We start from the raw sequence: 14,389 nt of genomic DNA on the forward strand, positions 1-14,389 counted from the left end.
GAGATACGAGATACGAGATACGAGATACGAGATACGAGATACGAGATACGAGATATTATTAAGAAATGGAGCAGAGAAGGTAAAGAAAAGTGCCAAATATCGTGGTGCAATTCTTATGTGGGTCTCCTAATTCTACAGATACAAAAAAGCCGAGCTAATGCTCGGCTTTTGTATTAAGAATCTAGTATAGATTACTCAGCAGCTTCTTCAGCAGCTGGGCGGTCTACAAGCTCAATGTAAGCCATTGGAGCTTTATCACCAGTACGGAAACCACATTTAAGAATGCGAGTGTAACCACCTTGGCGAGCCGCGAAACGCGGGCCTAGTTCATTAAATAGTTTTGCCACAACTTCGTTATCACGAGTGCGAGCAAATGCAAGACGACGGTTAGCAACACTGTCTGTCTTAGCTAGGGTAATCAATGGCTCAATTACGCGACGTAGTTCTTTTGCTTTAGGCACGGTAGTTTTAATAACTTCGTGACGAACAAGAGAGCTAGCCATGTTGCTGAACATCGCTTTGCGATGACTGCTGTTGCGGTTGAGTTGACGACCACTTTTACGATGGCGCATGACCTAATCCTTCTAACTTTTCGATTAATCTTCAGCGATTGACGCTGGTGGCCAGTTTTCTAGGCGCATGCCTAGAGAAAGACCACGTGAAGCAAGCACATCTTTAATCTCTGTAAGAGATTTCTTACCAAGGTTTGGCGTTTTAAGTAGCTCAACCTCAGTGCGCTGTACAAGATCACCGATGTAGTGAATCGCTTCTGCTTTCAAACAGTTAGCAGAGCGAACTGTTAGTTCAAGATCGTCTACAGGACGTAGTAGGATAGGATCGAATTCTGGCTTCTCTTCCTTCTCCTCAGGTACACGTACATCACGAAGATCTACGAACGCATCCAGTTGTTCAGCTAAAATAGTAGCTGCACGACGGATTGCTTCCTCAGGTTCTAGAGTACCGTTCGTTTCCATATCGATAACAAGCTTGTCTAAGTCAGTACGTTGTTCTACACGTGCCGCTTCAACAGCATAGGCGATTTTATCGACCGGGCTGTAAGTAGCGTCAACAAGTAGACGACCGATTGGACGCTCATCTTCTTCAGTATGGATACGAGCTGAAGCTGGAACGTAACCACGACCACGTTCTACTTTGATACGCATAGCGATCTCAGCGTTGTCATCCGTTAGGTGACAAATTACGTGCTCAGGGTTAGCGATCTCTACATCACCATCGTGGGTGATGTCACCTGCAACAACAGGGCCTGAGCCTGATTTGTTCAGTGTAATAAACACTTCATCTTTGCCTTCAGCAACGCGTACAGCTAAACCTTTAAGGTTTAGAAGGATTTCCAGGATATCTTCCTGAACGCCTTCTTTAGTGCTGTATTCGTGTAGCACACCTTCGATTTCAACTTCTGTTACGGCACAACCCGGCATAGAAGATAGAAGAATGCGGCGAAGAGCATTACCTAGAGTATGGCCGAAACCGCGCTCTAATGGCTCAAGAGTTACTTTCGCGTGTGTCGTATTGATCTGTTCAATGTCAACAAGACGCGGCTTAAGAAATTCTGTTACAGAACCCTGCATTGTGTCCTCTCTTTTTTTAACCTTACTTAGAGTAAAGTTCGACGATCAAGTGTTCATTGATGTCAGCTGATAGGTCAGAACGCTCAGGCATACGCTTGAATGTACCTTCCATTTTGCCAGCATCTACTTCAATCCAAGTTGGCTTTTCACGTTGTTCAGCAACTTCTAGAGCCGCTTTAATACGAGATTGCTGTTTAGCTTTCTCGCGGATAGAAACAACGTCGTTTGCCGCTACTTTGAAAGAAGGAACGTTTACAACTTTACCGTTAACTAGAATAGACTTGTGGCTAACTAGTTGACGAGATTCAGCACGAGTAGCGCCAAAGCCCATACGGTAAACTACGTTATCAAGACGACCTTCAAGAAGCTGAAGCAGGTTTGCACCTGTGTTGCCTTTAAGACGTGCAGCTTCTTTGTAGTAGTTGCGGAATTGTTTTTCTAGAACGCCGTAAATACGACGAACTTTTTGCTTCTCACGAAGCTGAACGCCATACTCAGATAGACGACCGCGACGAGCGCCGTGTACACCTGGTGCGTTATCAATTTTACACTTGGTATCGATCGCACGGACACCAGACTTAAGGAATAAGTCAGTACCTTCGCGACGGCTAAGCTTCAGCTTAGGACCCAAATATCTTGCCATGATCTTTCTCCAATATTCCTAGAAACGAAACTTAAACGCGACGTTTCTTAGGTGGACGACAACCGTTATGAGGGATTGGTGTCGCATCAACAATGTTAGTGATACGGAAACCAGCAGCGTTCAGTGCACGAACAGTAGATTCGCGACCTGGACCTGGACCCTTAACCATAACTTCCAAGTTCTTTAGGCCATATTCTTTAGCCATTTCACCACAACGCTCAGCTGCAACTTGTGCTGCGAACGGAGTAGATTTACGAGAACCACGGAAACCTGAACCACCTGCTGTAGCCCATGCAAGAGCGTTGCCTTGACGGTCAGTGATAGTTACGATTGTGTTGTTGAAAGAAGCATGAATGTGCGCTACGCCATCAGCTACTTGCTTGCGTACGCGCTTACGCGCGCGAGTTGGTTGTTTTGCCATTGTACTCTACCTTATCCGACTATTTCTTGATCGGCTTGCGCGGACCCTTACGGGTGCGAGCGTTGGTTTTAGTACGCTGTCCACGTAGTGGTAGACTGCGACGATGACGAAGACCGCGGTAACAGCCAAGGTCCATAAGACGCTTGATGTTCATCGATACTTCACGACGTAGATCACCTTCTACAGTGTATTTAGCTACACCATCACGCAGTTGATCGATCTGCTCTTCAGTTAGTTCACTGATCTTAGCATCTTCAGCAATACCCACTTCAGCTAGAATAGCTTGAGAGCGAGTTTTGCCAATACCGTAGATTGCAGTAAGTGCAATTACAGAATGCTTATGATCAGGAATGTTAATGCCGGCTATACGGGCCATTATTCACTCCTAAGGGGGTTCATAAAAGAATTATCCGCAGCAAAGCCCGTTATGGATACGCTGCGGCATACTACTTCTTTTGCACGCAAAAGGTAGGCCGAGGAATATACTCGACTCTACCTAGTATTTCAAGTAAAAATTTCTGCTGATTAGCCTTGGCGTTGCTTATGCTTTGGCTCACTGCAAATCACGCGAACGACACCGTTACGCTTGATAACTTTACAGTTACGGCAGATTTTTTTAACGGAAGCACGAACTTTCATTGCTAAACTCCGTAAATGGAATCGAAATAATTACTACCGAATTAACGGCCGTAACCTTTCAGATTCGCTTTCTTTAACACAGAATCATACTGTTGTGACATCAGATGAGTCTGTACCTGTGCCATGAAATCCATGATAACTACCACTACGATTAGTAGTGATGTGCCGCCGAAGTAGAAACGAACGTTCCACGCGACCATCATGAATTCAGGAATCAGACATATAAAAGTAATGTATAGAGCGCCCGCAAGGGTTAGCCTAGTCATCACTTTATCGATATATTTCGCTGTCTGCTCACCTGGGCGGATACCGGGTACGAATGCACCAGACTTCTTCAAATTATCAGCTGTTTCACGCGGGTTAAACACCAACGCTGTATAGAAGAAACAGAAGAAGATTATAGCTGCTGCATAAAGCATTACATACAAAGGTTGACCAGGGCTAAGAGCTAATGACACGTCAGTTAACCAACCGAACGCGCTGCTTTCACCATTTTGACCAAACCATTGTGCTAATGTTCCTGGGAACAAAATAATACTTGATGCAAAAATCGCTGGAATAACACCTGCCATATTAATCTTAAGAGGCAAGTGAGAGCTTTGAGCTGCAAAAACTTTACGACCTTGTTGACGCTTCGCATAGTTAACGACGATACGACGTTGACCACGTTCCATGAAAACTACGAAGTAAATTACAGCAAAAGACAATACCGCGATAAACAACAGAAGAAGCACATGCAATTCACCTTGACGCGCTTGCTCGATTGTTTGACCGATTGCAGAAGGCAATCCAGCAACAATACCTGCAAAAATCAGAATGGAAATACCATTACCGATTCCTCGCTCAGTGATTTGTTCACCTAACCACATCAAAAACATGGTACCAGTTACTAAACTCACGGTAGCAATAAGCGTAAACATGGTTTGGTTGATAACAACCAGATTGTCGACCATGTTTGGTAAGCCTGTTGCGATACCAATAGCTTGGAATGTTGCAAGTACAAGCGTGCCGTAGCGTGTATATTGGCTTATCTTACGACGGCCTGCTTCACCCTCTTTTTTGAGTTCCGCTAACGCTGGATGAACTACAGTTAGCAATTGGACTACGATCGATGCCGAAATGTACGGCATGATACCCAATGCTAATATAGATGCACGCTCAAGAGCACCACCGGAGAACATGTTAAACATTTCTACGATGGTACCTTTTTGCTGATCGAACAAATCGGCAAGTACAGCTGCGTCAATACCAGGGATCGGCACAAAAGAGCCGGCTCGGAATACTAAAAGTGCACCAATTACGAATAATAAGCGCGACTTTAGTTCACTTAAGCCGCTCTGAGCACTACGAAAATCTTTTCCTGGTTTCTTAGCCATCTGTACCTCGTTCCTCGAGATTATTCCTCGATTTTACCGCCTGCAGCTTCGATTGCAGCTTTAGCGCCTTTAGTCACGCGTAGACCTTTAACAGTCACAGCTTTGCTTAGGTCACCAGAAAGAACGATCTTAACAAACTCGATGTTCTTAGTGATAACGTTAGCAGCTTTAAGGCTGTTAAGATCAACTACGTCACCTGTTACTTTCGCTAGCTCAGCTAGACGAACTTCAGCAGACACTAGGCTCTTACGAGAAGTGAAACCGAATTTAGGTAGACGTTGTTTTAGAGGCATTTGACCGCCTTCAAAACCTGGACGAACAGAGCCGCCAGAACGTGACTTTTGACCTTTGTGACCGCGGCCACCTGTTTTACCAAGGCCAGAACCGATACCACGACCTACACGCTTCTTAGAAGGTTTAGAGCCAGCAGCCGGTGATAGAGTATTCAAACGCATTCTGATTACTCCTCAATCTTAACCATGTAGTAAACCTTGTTGATCATACCGCGTACGCACGGAGTATCTTCAAGTTCTACTGTATGGTTGATGCGACGAAGACCTAGACCTTTAAGACACGCTTTGTGCTTAGGTAGGCGACCAATTGAGCTTTTAGTTTGAGTTACTTTAATAGTTGCCATCGTGTGCTTACTCCGAAATAGATTCAACAGTTAGACCACGTTTAGCAGCAACCATTTCTGGTGACTTAACGTCTACTAGAGCACCAATCGTTGCGCGAACAACGTTGATTGGGTTCGTTGAACCGTATGCTTTAGAAAGAACGTTATGTACGCCTGCAACTTCAAGTACGGCACGCATTGCACCACCGGCAATAACACCTGTACCTTCAGCAGCTGGCTGCATGTAAACTTTAGAGCCCGAATGACGACCTTTCACCGGGTGGTGAAGAGTGCCTTCGTTAAGCGCAACAGTAACCATGTTACGACGCGCTTTTTCCATTGCTTTTTGAATCGCTGCAGGTACTTCACGAGCTTTGCCGTAACCGAAACCTACGCGACCATTACCGTCACCAACTACTGTTAGTGCAGTGAAGCTCATGATTCGACCACCTTTAACCGTCTTAGATACACGGTTAACAGCGATCAGCTTTTCTTGCAAATCATTAGCTTGTTGTTGTTCTTTAGCCATCTTCCAACCCTACCTTAGAATTTCAGACCAGCTTCGCGAGCAGATTCTGCTAGCGCCGCTACTCGACCGTGGTATTGGAAACCAGAACGGTCAAATGCAACTGAAGCTACGCCTTTTTCAAGAGCGCGCTCAGCAACAGCTTTACCAACTGCTTTAGCTGCATCGACGTTACCAGTGTTCTTAACTTGCTCACGGATCGCTTTTTCTACAGTAGAAGCAGCTGCGATAACCTCAGAGCCGTTTGCCGAGATAACTTGAGCGTAAACATGGCGAGGAGTACGATGTACTACCAGGCGAGTTGCACCAAGTTCTGCAATCTTACGACGTGCACGTGTAGCACGACGGATGCGAGATGCTTTCTTATCCATAGTGATACCTTACTTCTTCTTAGCTTCTTTAGTACGCACATTTTCATCTGCGTAACGAACACCTTTGCCTTTGTAAGGCTCAGGAGCACGGTAAGAACGAATGTCAGCCGCAACTTGACCTACTACTTGCTTATCGCAACCAGTAATAACGATCTCAGTTTGGCTAGGGCACTCAGCTTTAATACCTTCAGGTAGAGCGTGCTCTACTGGGTGAGAAAAACCAAGAGTTAGACCTACAGCGTTGCCTTTCATAGCAGCACGGTAACCAACACCCTTAAGAGTTAGCTTCTTAGTGAAGCCCTCAGTAACACCCACAACCATGTTATTAACTAGAGCGCGAGCTGTACCAGCTTGTGCCCATGCGTTAGTAACACCTTCTTTCGGACCGAAAGTTAGGTTGTTTTCTTCCTGTGCAATAACTACGGCGCTGTTAAGAACGCGAGTAAGCTCACCTTTGCTACCTTTTACAGTAACTTCTTGGCCGTTTAGTTTCACCTCTACGCCAGCTGGAATAGCGACAGGTGCTTTAGCAACACGAGACATAATCTACTCCTTAAGCTACGTAACAGATGATTTCACCGCCAAGACCTGCTTTACGAGCAGCACGGTCAGACATCAGACCCTTGGAAGTAGAAACAACTGCAATACCAAGACCACCCATCACTGTAGGTAAAGAGTCTTTATTTTTATAAACTCTTAGACCAGGACGTGATACGCGCTTGATTTGCTCGATTACAGGTTTAGCTTGGAAGTACTTAAGAGTAACTTCTAGCTCAGGTTTTGCTTCGCTGTCAACAGCGAAGTCTACGATGTAACCTTCAGCTTTAAGTAATGCAGCAATTGCAACTTTAAGCTTTGAAGAAGGCATTTTTACAGCAACTTTATTTGCTGCCTGACCGTTACGAACGCGGGTCAGCATATCCGAAATCGGATCTTGCATGCTCATAAGATTTACTCCAAATGATTAAGTGGCAATTACCAGCTAGCCTTACGAAGACCCGGAATCTCGCCTTTCATGCAAGCTTCGCGAACCTTAATACGGCTTAGACCGAATTTACGTAGGTAACCGTGTGGACGACCAGTTTGGTTGCAACGGTTGCGCTGACGTGATGCACTTGAATCACGTGGAAGAGATTGCAGTTTAAGAACCGCATTCCAACGATCTTCTTCAGATGCGTTTACATCGCTAATGATAACTTTTAGCGCAGAACGCTTTTCAGCGAACTTAACTACTAGTTTTGCACGTTTAGCTTCACGTGCTTTCATTGATTGTTTAGCCATAACAGTAACCCTACCCTTACTTACGGAATGGGAAGTTAAAGGCAGCCAGCAGAGCTCGGCCTTCCTCATCGGATCCCGCAGATGTCGTGATAGTAATATCAAGACCGCGGACACGATCGACTTTATCGTAGTCGATTTCCGGAAAGATGATTTGCTCGCGAACGCCCATGCTGTAGTTACCGCGTCCGTCAAAAGACTTAGCGCTAACACCACGGAAATCACGTACACGTGGAAGTGCGATAGAGATTAAACGCTCTAAAAATTCCCACATGCGCTCACCACGCAAGGTTACTTTACAACCAATTGGGTAGCCTTCACGAATTTTGAAACCAGCTACAGATTTACGCGCTTTCGTGATAAGAGGCTTTTGACCAGAGATCGTTGCCATATCAGATGCTGCGTTTTCTAGCAGTTTCTTATCGTTGATTGCTTCACCAACGCCCATGTTTAGGGTGATTTTCTCAATCCTAGGGACTTGCATGACGCTTGTGTAGCTGAACTCTTTGGTAAGCTCAGCGACTACAGACGACTTGTAGTAATCATGCAGTTTCGCCATAGTAGAACTCCAAATTACTTCTAATTAGTTAGAAACAGTTTCGCCGTTAGATTTGAAGAAACGAACTTTCTTGCCATCTTCGATACGGAAACCGATACGGTCTGCTTTACCAGTAGCCGCGTTAAAGACTGCAACGTTAGAAGCATCAATAGCTGCTTCTTGTTCAACGATGCCACCTTGTTGACCTAGAGCCGGAACCGGCTTTTGGTGTTTTTTAACAAGATTGATGCCTTCAACAACAACTTTACCAGTTGTCAGAACCTTAGTTACTTTACCTTTCTTGCCTTTATCTTTACCAGCAAGAATGATTACTTCGTCATTACGACGGATTTTAGCTGCCATGTTGCCGCTCCTTACAGAACTTCAGGTGCAAGTGATACAATCTTCATGAATTTCGCGTTACGAAGTTCACGAGTCACAGGACCAAAGATACGTGTGCCGACTGGTTGCTCAGTAGTGTCATTTAACAATACACAAGCATTACTGTCGAAGCGAATGACAGAACCGTCTGGGCGACGAACGCCTTTACGGGTGCGCACTACTACCGCCTTCAGAACATCACCTTTCTTTACTTTACCGCGAGGAATCGCTTCCTTCACTGTAACCTTGATGACGTCACCGATATGTGCATAACGGCGGTGAGAGCCACCCAGAACCTTAATACACATTACCTTGCGCGCGCCAGAGTTATCTGCTGCGTCAAGTGTACTTTGCATCTGGATCATTGTTAGTGCTCCGCTAAATATTAAAACTAGACCCTCTCGGGTCGGGCTGCCTCTTTAAAAGGGACGCGAATTGTACCACCCTTTTTTTAAATTGGGTAGACAAAAAACAAGCGGCTCCAAAAAATTATTTGGAGCCGCTTATAAGTTATAGAATTACAAAGATTAAATCTTCGCTTTTTCTAGAACTTTAACCAATGTCCAAGACTTAGTCTTAGACAGAGGACGACACTCAGCGATTTCAACTTTGTCGCCTAGGCCACAAGTGTTGTCTTCGTCGTGTGCGTGTACTTTAGTCGTGCGTTTGATGAACTTACCGTAAATCGGGTGTTTTACAGTACGCTCAATAGCAACAACGATAGACTTGTCCATCTTGTCACTTACTACACGGCCTTGCTGGATGCGGTTAGTTTCGCTCATTATGCGCCTGCCTTTTCAGTCAAAACAGTTTTCACACGTGCGATGTCACGGCGTACAGCTTTTAGAGTATGAGTTTGCTGTAGTTGACCAGTTGCAGCTTGCATGCGCAAGTTGAACTGTTCACGTAGCAAATTCAATAGCTCAGCGTTAAGCTCTTCAACGTTCTTTTCGCGTAGATCTTGTGCTTTCATCACATCACCTGCTTAGTTACAAAAGTAGTTTTAACAGGCAGTTTACGTGCCGCTAGGCGGAACGCTTCACGTGCCAACTCTTCAGGTACGCCATTCATCTCGTACATAACTTTGCCTGGTTGGATTTGAGCAACCCAGTACGCAACTGAACCTTTACCTTTACCTTGACGAACTTCAAGAGGCTTTTCAGTAATCGGTTTGTCTGGGAACACACGGATCCAGATTTGACCTTGACGCTTAATGTGACGTGTCATAGCACGACGTGCCGCTTCGATTTGACGTGCAGTCAGGCGACCACGGCCAACAGCTTTAAGACCGAATTCGCCGAAGCTTACTTCAGTACCTTTAGCTAGACCACGGTTACGACCAGTCATAACCTTGCGGAACTTAGTACGTTTTGGTTGTAGCATCGTTCGACTCCTTACTTACGGCCTTTACGCTGCTTCTTAGGCTTATCGCCTTTTGGCTCTACTGCGTTAGCAGCTGGCATACCGCCTAGAATCTCACCTTTGAAGATCCAAACTTTAATGCCGATCACACCGTATTGAGTGTGAGCCGAAGAAGTTGCGTAATCAATGTCTGCACGTAGAGTGTGTAGAGGCACACGGCCTTCACGGTACCACTCTGAACGTGCGATTTCAGCACCGCCAAGACGGCCGCCTACTTGTACTTTGATGCCTTTAGCGCCTAGACGCATAGCATTTTGTACCGCACGCTTCATTGCACGACGGAACATAACACGACGCTCTAGTTGAGACGCGATGCTATCAGCTACAAGCTGACCATCTAGCTCAGGCTTACGTACTTCAGCGATGTTAATTTGCGCTGGTACACCTGCGATTTTAGCTACAGCTGCGCGTAGCTTCTCTACGTCTTCACCTTTCTTACCGATAACAACGCCAGGACGAGCTGTGTGAATAGTCACACGGATGCTCTTCGCTGGACGCTCGATAACGATACGAGATAATGATGCTTTTTGTAGTTCCTTGGTAAGGAACTGACGTACCTTGAAGTCGCCGTCTAGGTTGTCAGCGAATTCGTTGGTATTAGCAAACCATGTAGCATTCCAAGGCTTGACGATGCCAAGACGAATACCATTAGGATGTACTTTCTGACCCATTGCTTACTCTCCTAGTCTTTAGCGATCTGCTACAACAATAGTGATGTGGCTTGAACGCTTCAAGATACGATCCGCACGACCTTTAGCACGAGGCATAATACGCTTCATGATAGGGCCCTCATCTACGAAGATTTTAGCGACATTTAGATCGTCGATATCTGCACCTTCGTTATGTTCCGCGTTAGCGATAGCTGACTCAAGAACTTTCTTAACTAAAACAGCAGCTTTTTTGTTGCTGAAAGTTAGAATTTCTAGAGCCTGGTCTACCGACTTACCGCGAATTTGGTCTGCAACTAAGCGAGCTTTCTGTGGAGAAATACGAGCAAAGTTATGTTTAGCTAAAGCTTCCATCATCTACTCCTTATTTCTTCTTAGCTTTCTTATCTGCAGCATGACCGCGATAAGTACGAGTTGGTGCAAATTCGCCTAGTTTGTGACCGATCATTTCTTCGGTAACGAAAACTGGGACGTGCTGACGACCATTATGGACAGCGATGGTCAAACCAATCATTGTTGGGATGATCATTGAGCGACGGGACCAAGTCTTAATAGGCTTTTTGTCTCCGCTTTCCACCGCTTTCTCTACCTTCTTCAGCAAGTGTAGGTCAATAAAAGGACCTTTCTTGAGAGAACGTGGCATGGCGATTCCTCTTTATAAATTATTTAGTGCGACGACGTACGATGTACTTGTCAGTGCGCTTATTCTTACGAGTCTTGAAGCCCTTAGTAGGAACGCCCCAAGGAGATACTGGGTGACGACCACCAGATGTGCGGCCTTCACCACCACCATGTGGGTGATCCACCGGGTTCATTACTACACCACGTACGGTTGGACGTACGCCGCGCCAGCGTGAAGCACCAGCTTTACCAAGTTCACGTAGCATATGCTCAGAGTTACCAACTTCACCGATCGTTGCACGACCTTCAGAAAGAACTTTGCGCATTTCACCAGAACGTAGACGGATAGTTACGTATGCACCATCGCGAGCGATGATTTGAGCATAAGCACCAGCCGAACGAGCTAGTTGTGCACCTTTACCAGGCTTAAGTTCAACACAGTGTACAGTAGAACCTACTGGGATGTTGCGCATCGGCAGAGTGTTACCTGCTTTGATTGCAGCATCTACGCCAGATTGAATCTGGTCGCCTGCGTTAACACCTTTAGGTGCAATGATGTAACGACGCTCACCGTCTGCGTACAGAACTAGAGCGATGTTAGCACTACGGTTTGGATCGTATTCTAGACGCTCAACTTTCGCTGGGATGCCATCTTTAGTACGTTTGAAGTCAACCAGACGGTAATGGTGTTTATGACCACCACCGATGTGACGTACTGTAATACGACCGTTGTTGTTACGACCACCGTTCTTAGAGTTTTTCTCTAGAAGTGGTGCGTATGGCTTACCCTTGTGCAGGTCAGCGTTAACAACTTTAACGACGTGACGACGACCAGGGGAAGTCGGCTTACATTTAACAATAGCCATTTTTACTACTCCTGTTATTCCGCGCCGCCAACGAAGTCAAGATCTTGACCTTCTTTCAAAGTAACGTAGGCTTTCTTAACGTCTGAACGACGGCCTTCACGCATACCTTGACGTTTGGTCTTACCCTTTAATACAAGAGTATTTACAGACTTAACTTCAACTTCAAATAGCTTTTCTACAGCTGCTTTGATCTCTTTCTTAGTTGCATCTTTAGCTACTTTGAAAACGATAGTGTTCGCTTTCTCAGCTGCCATAGTTGCTTTTTCAGAGATGTGCGGAGCACGTAGAACTTTTAAGATACGCTCTTCAGTGATCATGCTAGCATCTCCTCAACTTGCTTAACTGCATCAGCAGTCATCAGAACCTTGTCGAAAGCGATTAGTGATACTGGATCAACACCAGCAACATCACGTGCATCTACTTTGTATAGGTTACGAGCAGCTAAGAATAGATTTTCATCTACTTCGCCAGTCACAATCAGAACGTCATTTAGCTCAAGCTCTTTAAGCTTAGCTACAAGTTCTTTTGTTTTTGGTGCTTCTACAGAGAAGTTATCAACAACGATTAGACGCTCTTGACGAATCAACTCAGAAAGAATGCTTTTCATAGCACCGCGGTACATTTTCTTGTTAACTTTTTGGCTGTGATCTTGTGGTTTCGCAGCAAAAGTAACACCACCTGTACGCCAGATTGGGCTACGAATTGTACCAGCACGTGCACGGCCAGTACCTTTTTGGCGCCATGGCTTAGCACCGCCGCCTGATACTTCAGAACGAGTCTTTTGAGCACGAGTACCTTGACGAGCACCTGCTGCATACGCAACAACTACTTGGTGTACTAGAGCTTCGTTAAAGTCACGTCCGAAAGTAGTCTCGGAAACAGTTAGTGCATCAGCACCTTTAACCATCAATTCCATTACTTACTCCTAGACGTTATGCTTTAACAGCAGGTTTTACGATCACGTTACCGCCTGTTGAGCCTGGTACTGCACCTTTAATAAGGAGTAGATTGCGCTCAGCGTCAACACGTACGATCTCTAGGTTTTGAGTCGTTACACGCTCAGCACCCATGTGACCTGCCATTTTCTTGCCTTTAAACACGCGGCCTGGAGTTTGACATTGGCCAATTGAACCCGGTGCGCGGTGAGACAAAGAGTTACCGTGAGTCATATCTTGAGTAGAGAAGTTCCAACGCTTGATAGCGCCTTGGAAGCCTTTACCTTTAGATGTACCAGTAACGTCTACTTTTTTAATTTCGTTGAAAAGTTCTACGTTTAGCTCAGCGCCAACTTCAAACTCTTCGCCGTTTTCTAAACGGAATTCCCAAAGACCGCGACCTGCTTCAACACCCGCTTTCGCGAAGTGACCAGCTTCAGGTTTAGTTACACGGTTAGCTTTCTTAGCACCAGTAGTTACTTGGATTGCTGCGTAGCCGTCTGTCTCAAGAGTTTTAACTTGAGAAATACGGTTCGCTTCAACCTCAACAACAGTTACTGGGATAGAAACGCCTTCTTCAGTAAATACGCGGGTCATACCCACTTTACGTCCGACTAGACCAATCATTATTCTTATCTCCCTTAACCTAGGCTGATTTGAACATCAACGCCAGCTGCAAGATCAAGACGCATTAGAGCATCAACAGTTTTATCTGTTGGCTCAACGATGTCGATCAAACGCTTGTGAGTACGAATTTCGTACTGATCACGTGCATCTTTGTTGACGTGTGGAGAGGTAAGAACAGTGAAACGCTCTTTACGAGTAGGAAGTGGAATAGGACCACGAACCTGTGCGCCAGTACGTTTTGCTGTTTCAACGATTTCCGCAGTTGAAGCATCGATTAGCTTGTAATCAAACGCTTTAAGGCGGATACGAATACGTTGGTTCTGCATGAGACAGAGCTCCAATTATTAAAAATTACACAAACAATATCGCCACTCAAGCTCGAAAGAACGAGAGAATGCCGATTGATTTATGTGAAACCGTAGCATCCAAGATTAGGACGCATTGTCAGTTAACTTTTGAAGTAAACACAAGGTTTACTATTTTTATTAACCGCGAACATAAGCTGAGTATACATTACTAGGTAAGACCTACTCCTCAGTGCTCATTGGTTCACAAACCGGCGTTAGCCAGTGCGATGCATTATACAGATCACGTTTTAGTATGCAAGTGGTGTTGGAAAAATAATCGGAATATATTTGTGCAGAGCATTCGAAGAAAAGTTGTGTAACAAAAGTAGAACGACAAGGAACGGGGATTATACTAAGGGAAAGCAAAAAAAGTGGTGGAAAGTGGAAAAATAAAAGGGAAGCCGAAGCTTCCCTTTTCTTATGCAGTTCTTCTAATGAAGAGTGTGCAAAAATCTAAATGCTATTAAGCGAAGATTTTAGCTACAACACCAGCACCAACTGTACGGCCACCTTCGCGGATTGCGA

Annotated in this window: 28 protein-coding genes; all 28 read right to left on the reverse strand. The window is 45.2% G+C overall.

The window, feature by feature from the left end; translation table 11 throughout:
- Positions 1-191: 191 nt before the first annotated feature.
- On the reverse strand, positions 192-572 hold the full coding sequence (rplQ, locus tag ACED42_RS20595; protein WP_004729812.1) for a 50S ribosomal protein L17: 381 nt from the start codon (positions 570-572) through the stop codon (positions 192-194).
- 24 nt (positions 573-596) lie between these two features.
- On the reverse strand, positions 597-1,589 hold the full coding sequence (gene rpoA / locus ACED42_RS20600) for a DNA-directed RNA polymerase subunit alpha (protein ID WP_004729813.1): 993 nt from the start codon (positions 1,587-1,589) through the stop codon (positions 597-599).
- A gap of 22 nt (positions 1,590-1,611) precedes the next feature.
- A complete protein-coding gene (rpsD, locus tag ACED42_RS20605) occupies positions 1,612-2,232 on the reverse strand; it encodes a 30S ribosomal protein S4 (RefSeq protein WP_004738777.1) in 621 nt (206 codons plus the stop codon).
- Between the two features lie 31 nt (positions 2,233-2,263).
- Positions 2,264-2,653 carry a 30S ribosomal protein S11 gene (gene rpsK, locus ACED42_RS20610; RefSeq protein ID WP_004738778.1) on the reverse strand — a complete coding sequence of 130 codons (390 nt, stop codon included), beginning with the start codon at positions 2,651-2,653 and terminating at the stop codon, positions 2,264-2,266.
- 19 nt (positions 2,654-2,672) lie between these two features.
- On the reverse strand, positions 2,673-3,029 hold the full coding sequence (gene rpsM, locus ACED42_RS20615; RefSeq protein ID WP_004738779.1) for a 30S ribosomal protein S13: 357 nt from the start codon (positions 3,027-3,029) through the stop codon (positions 2,673-2,675).
- Between the two features lie 149 nt (positions 3,030-3,178).
- Positions 3,179-3,292: a 50S ribosomal protein L36 gene (gene rpmJ / locus ACED42_RS20620; protein ID WP_000868186.1), complete on the reverse strand. Its 114-nt coding sequence runs from the start codon at positions 3,290-3,292 to the stop codon at positions 3,179-3,181.
- Positions 3,293-3,333: 41 nt separating this feature from the next.
- The gene (gene secY, locus ACED42_RS20625; RefSeq protein ID WP_004736759.1) at positions 3,334-4,668 is read right to left on the reverse strand and encodes a preprotein translocase subunit SecY; all 1,335 of its coding nucleotides are present in this window, start codon (positions 4,666-4,668) and stop codon (positions 3,334-3,336) included.
- A 20-nt stretch (positions 4,669-4,688) separates the two neighbouring features.
- Positions 4,689-5,123: a 50S ribosomal protein L15 gene (gene rplO, locus ACED42_RS20630; RefSeq protein ID WP_004736758.1), complete on the reverse strand. Its 435-nt coding sequence runs from the start codon at positions 5,121-5,123 to the stop codon at positions 4,689-4,691.
- 5 nt (positions 5,124-5,128) lie between these two features.
- On the reverse strand, positions 5,129-5,305 hold the full coding sequence (gene rpmD / locus ACED42_RS20635; RefSeq protein ID WP_004736756.1) for a 50S ribosomal protein L30: 177 nt from the start codon (positions 5,303-5,305) through the stop codon (positions 5,129-5,131).
- A 7-nt stretch (positions 5,306-5,312) separates the two neighbouring features.
- Positions 5,313-5,813: a 30S ribosomal protein S5 gene (gene rpsE / locus ACED42_RS20640; protein ID WP_004736754.1), complete on the reverse strand. Its 501-nt coding sequence runs from the start codon at positions 5,811-5,813 to the stop codon at positions 5,313-5,315.
- Positions 5,814-5,827: 14 nt separating this feature from the next.
- The gene (gene rplR, locus ACED42_RS20645; protein WP_009847783.1) at positions 5,828-6,181 is read right to left on the reverse strand and encodes a 50S ribosomal protein L18; all 354 of its coding nucleotides are present in this window, start codon (positions 6,179-6,181) and stop codon (positions 5,828-5,830) included.
- Positions 6,182-6,190: 9 nt separating this feature from the next.
- A complete protein-coding gene (gene rplF, locus ACED42_RS20650; protein WP_009847784.1) occupies positions 6,191-6,724 on the reverse strand; it encodes a 50S ribosomal protein L6 in 534 nt (177 codons plus the stop codon).
- A gap of 10 nt (positions 6,725-6,734) precedes the next feature.
- Entirely contained in the window at positions 6,735-7,127 is a 393-nt protein-coding gene (gene rpsH, locus ACED42_RS20655) for a 30S ribosomal protein S8 (protein WP_009847785.1), read from the reverse strand.
- Positions 7,128-7,156: 29 nt separating this feature from the next.
- The gene (gene rpsN, locus ACED42_RS20660; RefSeq protein WP_004736747.1) at positions 7,157-7,462 is read right to left on the reverse strand and encodes a 30S ribosomal protein S14; all 306 of its coding nucleotides are present in this window, start codon (positions 7,460-7,462) and stop codon (positions 7,157-7,159) included.
- 16 nt (positions 7,463-7,478) lie between these two features.
- Complete coding sequence (rplE, locus tag ACED42_RS20665) at positions 7,479-8,018, reverse strand: 50S ribosomal protein L5 (protein WP_004736744.1); 540 nt, start codon at positions 8,016-8,018, stop codon at positions 7,479-7,481.
- 24 nt (positions 8,019-8,042) lie between these two features.
- Positions 8,043-8,360, reverse strand: coding sequence for a 50S ribosomal protein L24 (rplX, locus tag ACED42_RS20670; RefSeq protein WP_004736742.1), 318 nt, complete (start codon positions 8,358-8,360; stop codon positions 8,043-8,045).
- An 11-nt stretch (positions 8,361-8,371) separates the two neighbouring features.
- Positions 8,372-8,743, reverse strand: a complete 372-nt coding sequence (gene rplN / locus ACED42_RS20675; RefSeq protein WP_004736740.1) for a 50S ribosomal protein L14 — start codon at positions 8,741-8,743, stop codon at positions 8,372-8,374.
- A 162-nt stretch (positions 8,744-8,905) separates the two neighbouring features.
- Positions 8,906-9,160: a 30S ribosomal protein S17 gene (rpsQ, locus tag ACED42_RS20680; RefSeq protein ID WP_004736739.1), complete on the reverse strand. Its 255-nt coding sequence runs from the start codon at positions 9,158-9,160 to the stop codon at positions 8,906-8,908.
- Complete coding sequence (gene rpmC / locus ACED42_RS20685; RefSeq protein WP_004736737.1) at positions 9,160-9,351, reverse strand: 50S ribosomal protein L29; 192 nt, start codon at positions 9,349-9,351, stop codon at positions 9,160-9,162. Before rpmC ends, rpsQ begins: the two co-directional genes overlap by 1 nt.
- Positions 9,351-9,761 carry a 50S ribosomal protein L16 gene (rplP, locus tag ACED42_RS20690; protein WP_004736736.1) on the reverse strand — a complete coding sequence of 137 codons (411 nt, stop codon included), beginning with the start codon at positions 9,759-9,761 and terminating at the stop codon, positions 9,351-9,353. The genes rpmC and rplP overlap by 1 nt, the downstream gene beginning before the upstream one ends.
- Before the next feature lie 11 nt (positions 9,762-9,772).
- Complete coding sequence (rpsC, locus tag ACED42_RS20695; RefSeq protein WP_004736734.1) at positions 9,773-10,471, reverse strand: 30S ribosomal protein S3; 699 nt, start codon at positions 10,469-10,471, stop codon at positions 9,773-9,775.
- Between the two features lie 18 nt (positions 10,472-10,489).
- Entirely contained in the window at positions 10,490-10,822 is a 333-nt protein-coding gene (rplV, locus tag ACED42_RS20700; protein WP_004736732.1) for a 50S ribosomal protein L22, read from the reverse strand.
- Positions 10,823-10,832: 10 nt separating this feature from the next.
- Positions 10,833-11,111: a 30S ribosomal protein S19 gene (rpsS, locus tag ACED42_RS20705; protein WP_004736729.1), complete on the reverse strand. Its 279-nt coding sequence runs from the start codon at positions 11,109-11,111 to the stop codon at positions 10,833-10,835.
- Between the two features lie 19 nt (positions 11,112-11,130).
- Positions 11,131-11,955 carry a 50S ribosomal protein L2 gene (gene rplB / locus ACED42_RS20710; protein WP_012604912.1) on the reverse strand — a complete coding sequence of 275 codons (825 nt, stop codon included), beginning with the start codon at positions 11,953-11,955 and terminating at the stop codon, positions 11,131-11,133.
- A gap of 14 nt (positions 11,956-11,969) precedes the next feature.
- Complete coding sequence (gene rplW / locus ACED42_RS20715; RefSeq protein WP_004736765.1) at positions 11,970-12,272, reverse strand: 50S ribosomal protein L23; 303 nt, start codon at positions 12,270-12,272, stop codon at positions 11,970-11,972.
- Positions 12,269-12,871, reverse strand: coding sequence for a 50S ribosomal protein L4 (gene rplD, locus ACED42_RS20720; RefSeq protein WP_004736764.1), 603 nt, complete (start codon positions 12,869-12,871; stop codon positions 12,269-12,271). Before rplD ends, rplW begins: the two co-directional genes overlap by 4 nt.
- A gap of 16 nt (positions 12,872-12,887) precedes the next feature.
- Positions 12,888-13,517, reverse strand: a complete 630-nt coding sequence (gene rplC / locus ACED42_RS20725) for a 50S ribosomal protein L3 (protein WP_004736763.1) — start codon at positions 13,515-13,517, stop codon at positions 12,888-12,890.
- Between the two features lie 14 nt (positions 13,518-13,531).
- On the reverse strand, positions 13,532-13,843 hold the full coding sequence (gene rpsJ / locus ACED42_RS20730) for a 30S ribosomal protein S10 (RefSeq protein ID WP_004736761.1): 312 nt from the start codon (positions 13,841-13,843) through the stop codon (positions 13,532-13,534).
- Positions 13,844-14,389 lie beyond the last annotated feature (546 nt).

The sequence above is a fragment of the Vibrio sp. FF145 genome (genome assembly GCF_041439075.1).
GTDB lineage: Bacteria > Pseudomonadota > Gammaproteobacteria > Enterobacterales > Vibrionaceae > Vibrio > Vibrio tasmaniensis_A.

Coding starts and splice junctions, on each gene's coding strand:
- rplQ (WP_004729812.1), bottom strand. CDS start 572: ATGCGCCATCGTAAAAGTGGTCGTCAACTCAACCGCAACAGCAGTCAT.
- rpoA (WP_004729813.1), bottom strand. CDS start 1,589: ATGCAGGGTTCTGTAACAGAATTTCTTAAGCCGCGTCTTGTTGACATT.
- rpsD (WP_004738777.1), bottom strand. CDS start 2,232: ATGGCAAGATATTTGGGTCCTAAGCTGAAGCTTAGCCGTCGCGAAGGT.
- rpsK (WP_004738778.1), bottom strand. CDS start 2,653: ATGGCAAAACAACCAACTCGCGCGCGTAAGCGCGTACGCAAGCAAGTA.
- rpsM (WP_004738779.1), bottom strand. CDS start 3,029: ATGGCCCGTATAGCCGGCATTAACATTCCTGATCATAAGCATTCTGTA.
- rpmJ (WP_000868186.1), bottom strand. CDS start 3,292: ATGAAAGTTCGTGCTTCCGTTAAAAAAATCTGCCGTAACTGTAAAGTT.
- secY (WP_004736759.1), bottom strand. CDS start 4,668: ATGGCTAAGAAACCAGGAAAAGATTTTCGTAGTGCTCAGAGCGGCTTA.
- rplO (WP_004736758.1), bottom strand. CDS start 5,123: ATGCGTTTGAATACTCTATCACCGGCTGCTGGCTCTAAACCTTCTAAG.
- rpmD (WP_004736756.1), bottom strand. CDS start 5,305: ATGGCAACTATTAAAGTAACTCAAACTAAAAGCTCAATTGGTCGCCTA.
- rpsE (WP_004736754.1), bottom strand. CDS start 5,813: ATGGCTAAAGAACAACAACAAGCTAATGATTTGCAAGAAAAGCTGATC.
- rplR (WP_009847783.1), bottom strand. CDS start 6,181: ATGGATAAGAAAGCATCTCGCATCCGTCGTGCTACACGTGCACGTCGT.
- rplF (WP_009847784.1), bottom strand. CDS start 6,724: ATGTCTCGTGTTGCTAAAGCACCTGTCGCTATTCCAGCTGGCGTAGAG.
- rpsH (WP_009847785.1), bottom strand. CDS start 7,127: ATGAGCATGCAAGATCCGATTTCGGATATGCTGACCCGCGTTCGTAAC.
- rpsN (WP_004736747.1), bottom strand. CDS start 7,462: ATGGCTAAACAATCAATGAAAGCACGTGAAGCTAAACGTGCAAAACTA.
- rplE (WP_004736744.1), bottom strand. CDS start 8,018: ATGGCGAAACTGCATGATTACTACAAGTCGTCTGTAGTCGCTGAGCTT.
- rplX (WP_004736742.1), bottom strand. CDS start 8,360: ATGGCAGCTAAAATCCGTCGTAATGACGAAGTAATCATTCTTGCTGGT.
- rplN (WP_004736740.1), bottom strand. CDS start 8,743: ATGATCCAGATGCAAAGTACACTTGACGCAGCAGATAACTCTGGCGCG.
- rpsQ (WP_004736739.1), bottom strand. CDS start 9,160: ATGAGCGAAACTAACCGCATCCAGCAAGGCCGTGTAGTAAGTGACAAG.
- rpmC (WP_004736737.1), bottom strand. CDS start 9,351: ATGAAAGCACAAGATCTACGCGAAAAGAACGTTGAAGAGCTTAACGCT.
- rplP (WP_004736736.1), bottom strand. CDS start 9,761: ATGCTACAACCAAAACGTACTAAGTTCCGCAAGGTTATGACTGGTCGT.
- rpsC (WP_004736734.1), bottom strand. CDS start 10,471: ATGGGTCAGAAAGTACATCCTAATGGTATTCGTCTTGGCATCGTCAAG.
- rplV (WP_004736732.1), bottom strand. CDS start 10,822: ATGGAAGCTTTAGCTAAACATAACTTTGCTCGTATTTCTCCACAGAAA.
- rpsS (WP_004736729.1), bottom strand. CDS start 11,111: ATGCCACGTTCTCTCAAGAAAGGTCCTTTTATTGACCTACACTTGCTG.
- rplB (WP_012604912.1), bottom strand. CDS start 11,955: ATGGCTATTGTTAAATGTAAGCCGACTTCCCCTGGTCGTCGTCACGTC.
- rplW (WP_004736765.1), bottom strand. CDS start 12,272: ATGATCACTGAAGAGCGTATCTTAAAAGTTCTACGTGCTCCGCACATC.
- rplD (WP_004736764.1), bottom strand. CDS start 12,871: ATGGAATTGATGGTTAAAGGTGCTGATGCACTAACTGTTTCCGAGACT.
- rplC (WP_004736763.1), bottom strand. CDS start 13,517: ATGATTGGTCTAGTCGGACGTAAAGTGGGTATGACCCGCGTATTTACT.
- rpsJ (WP_004736761.1), bottom strand. CDS start 13,843: ATGCAGAACCAACGTATTCGTATCCGCCTTAAAGCGTTTGATTACAAG.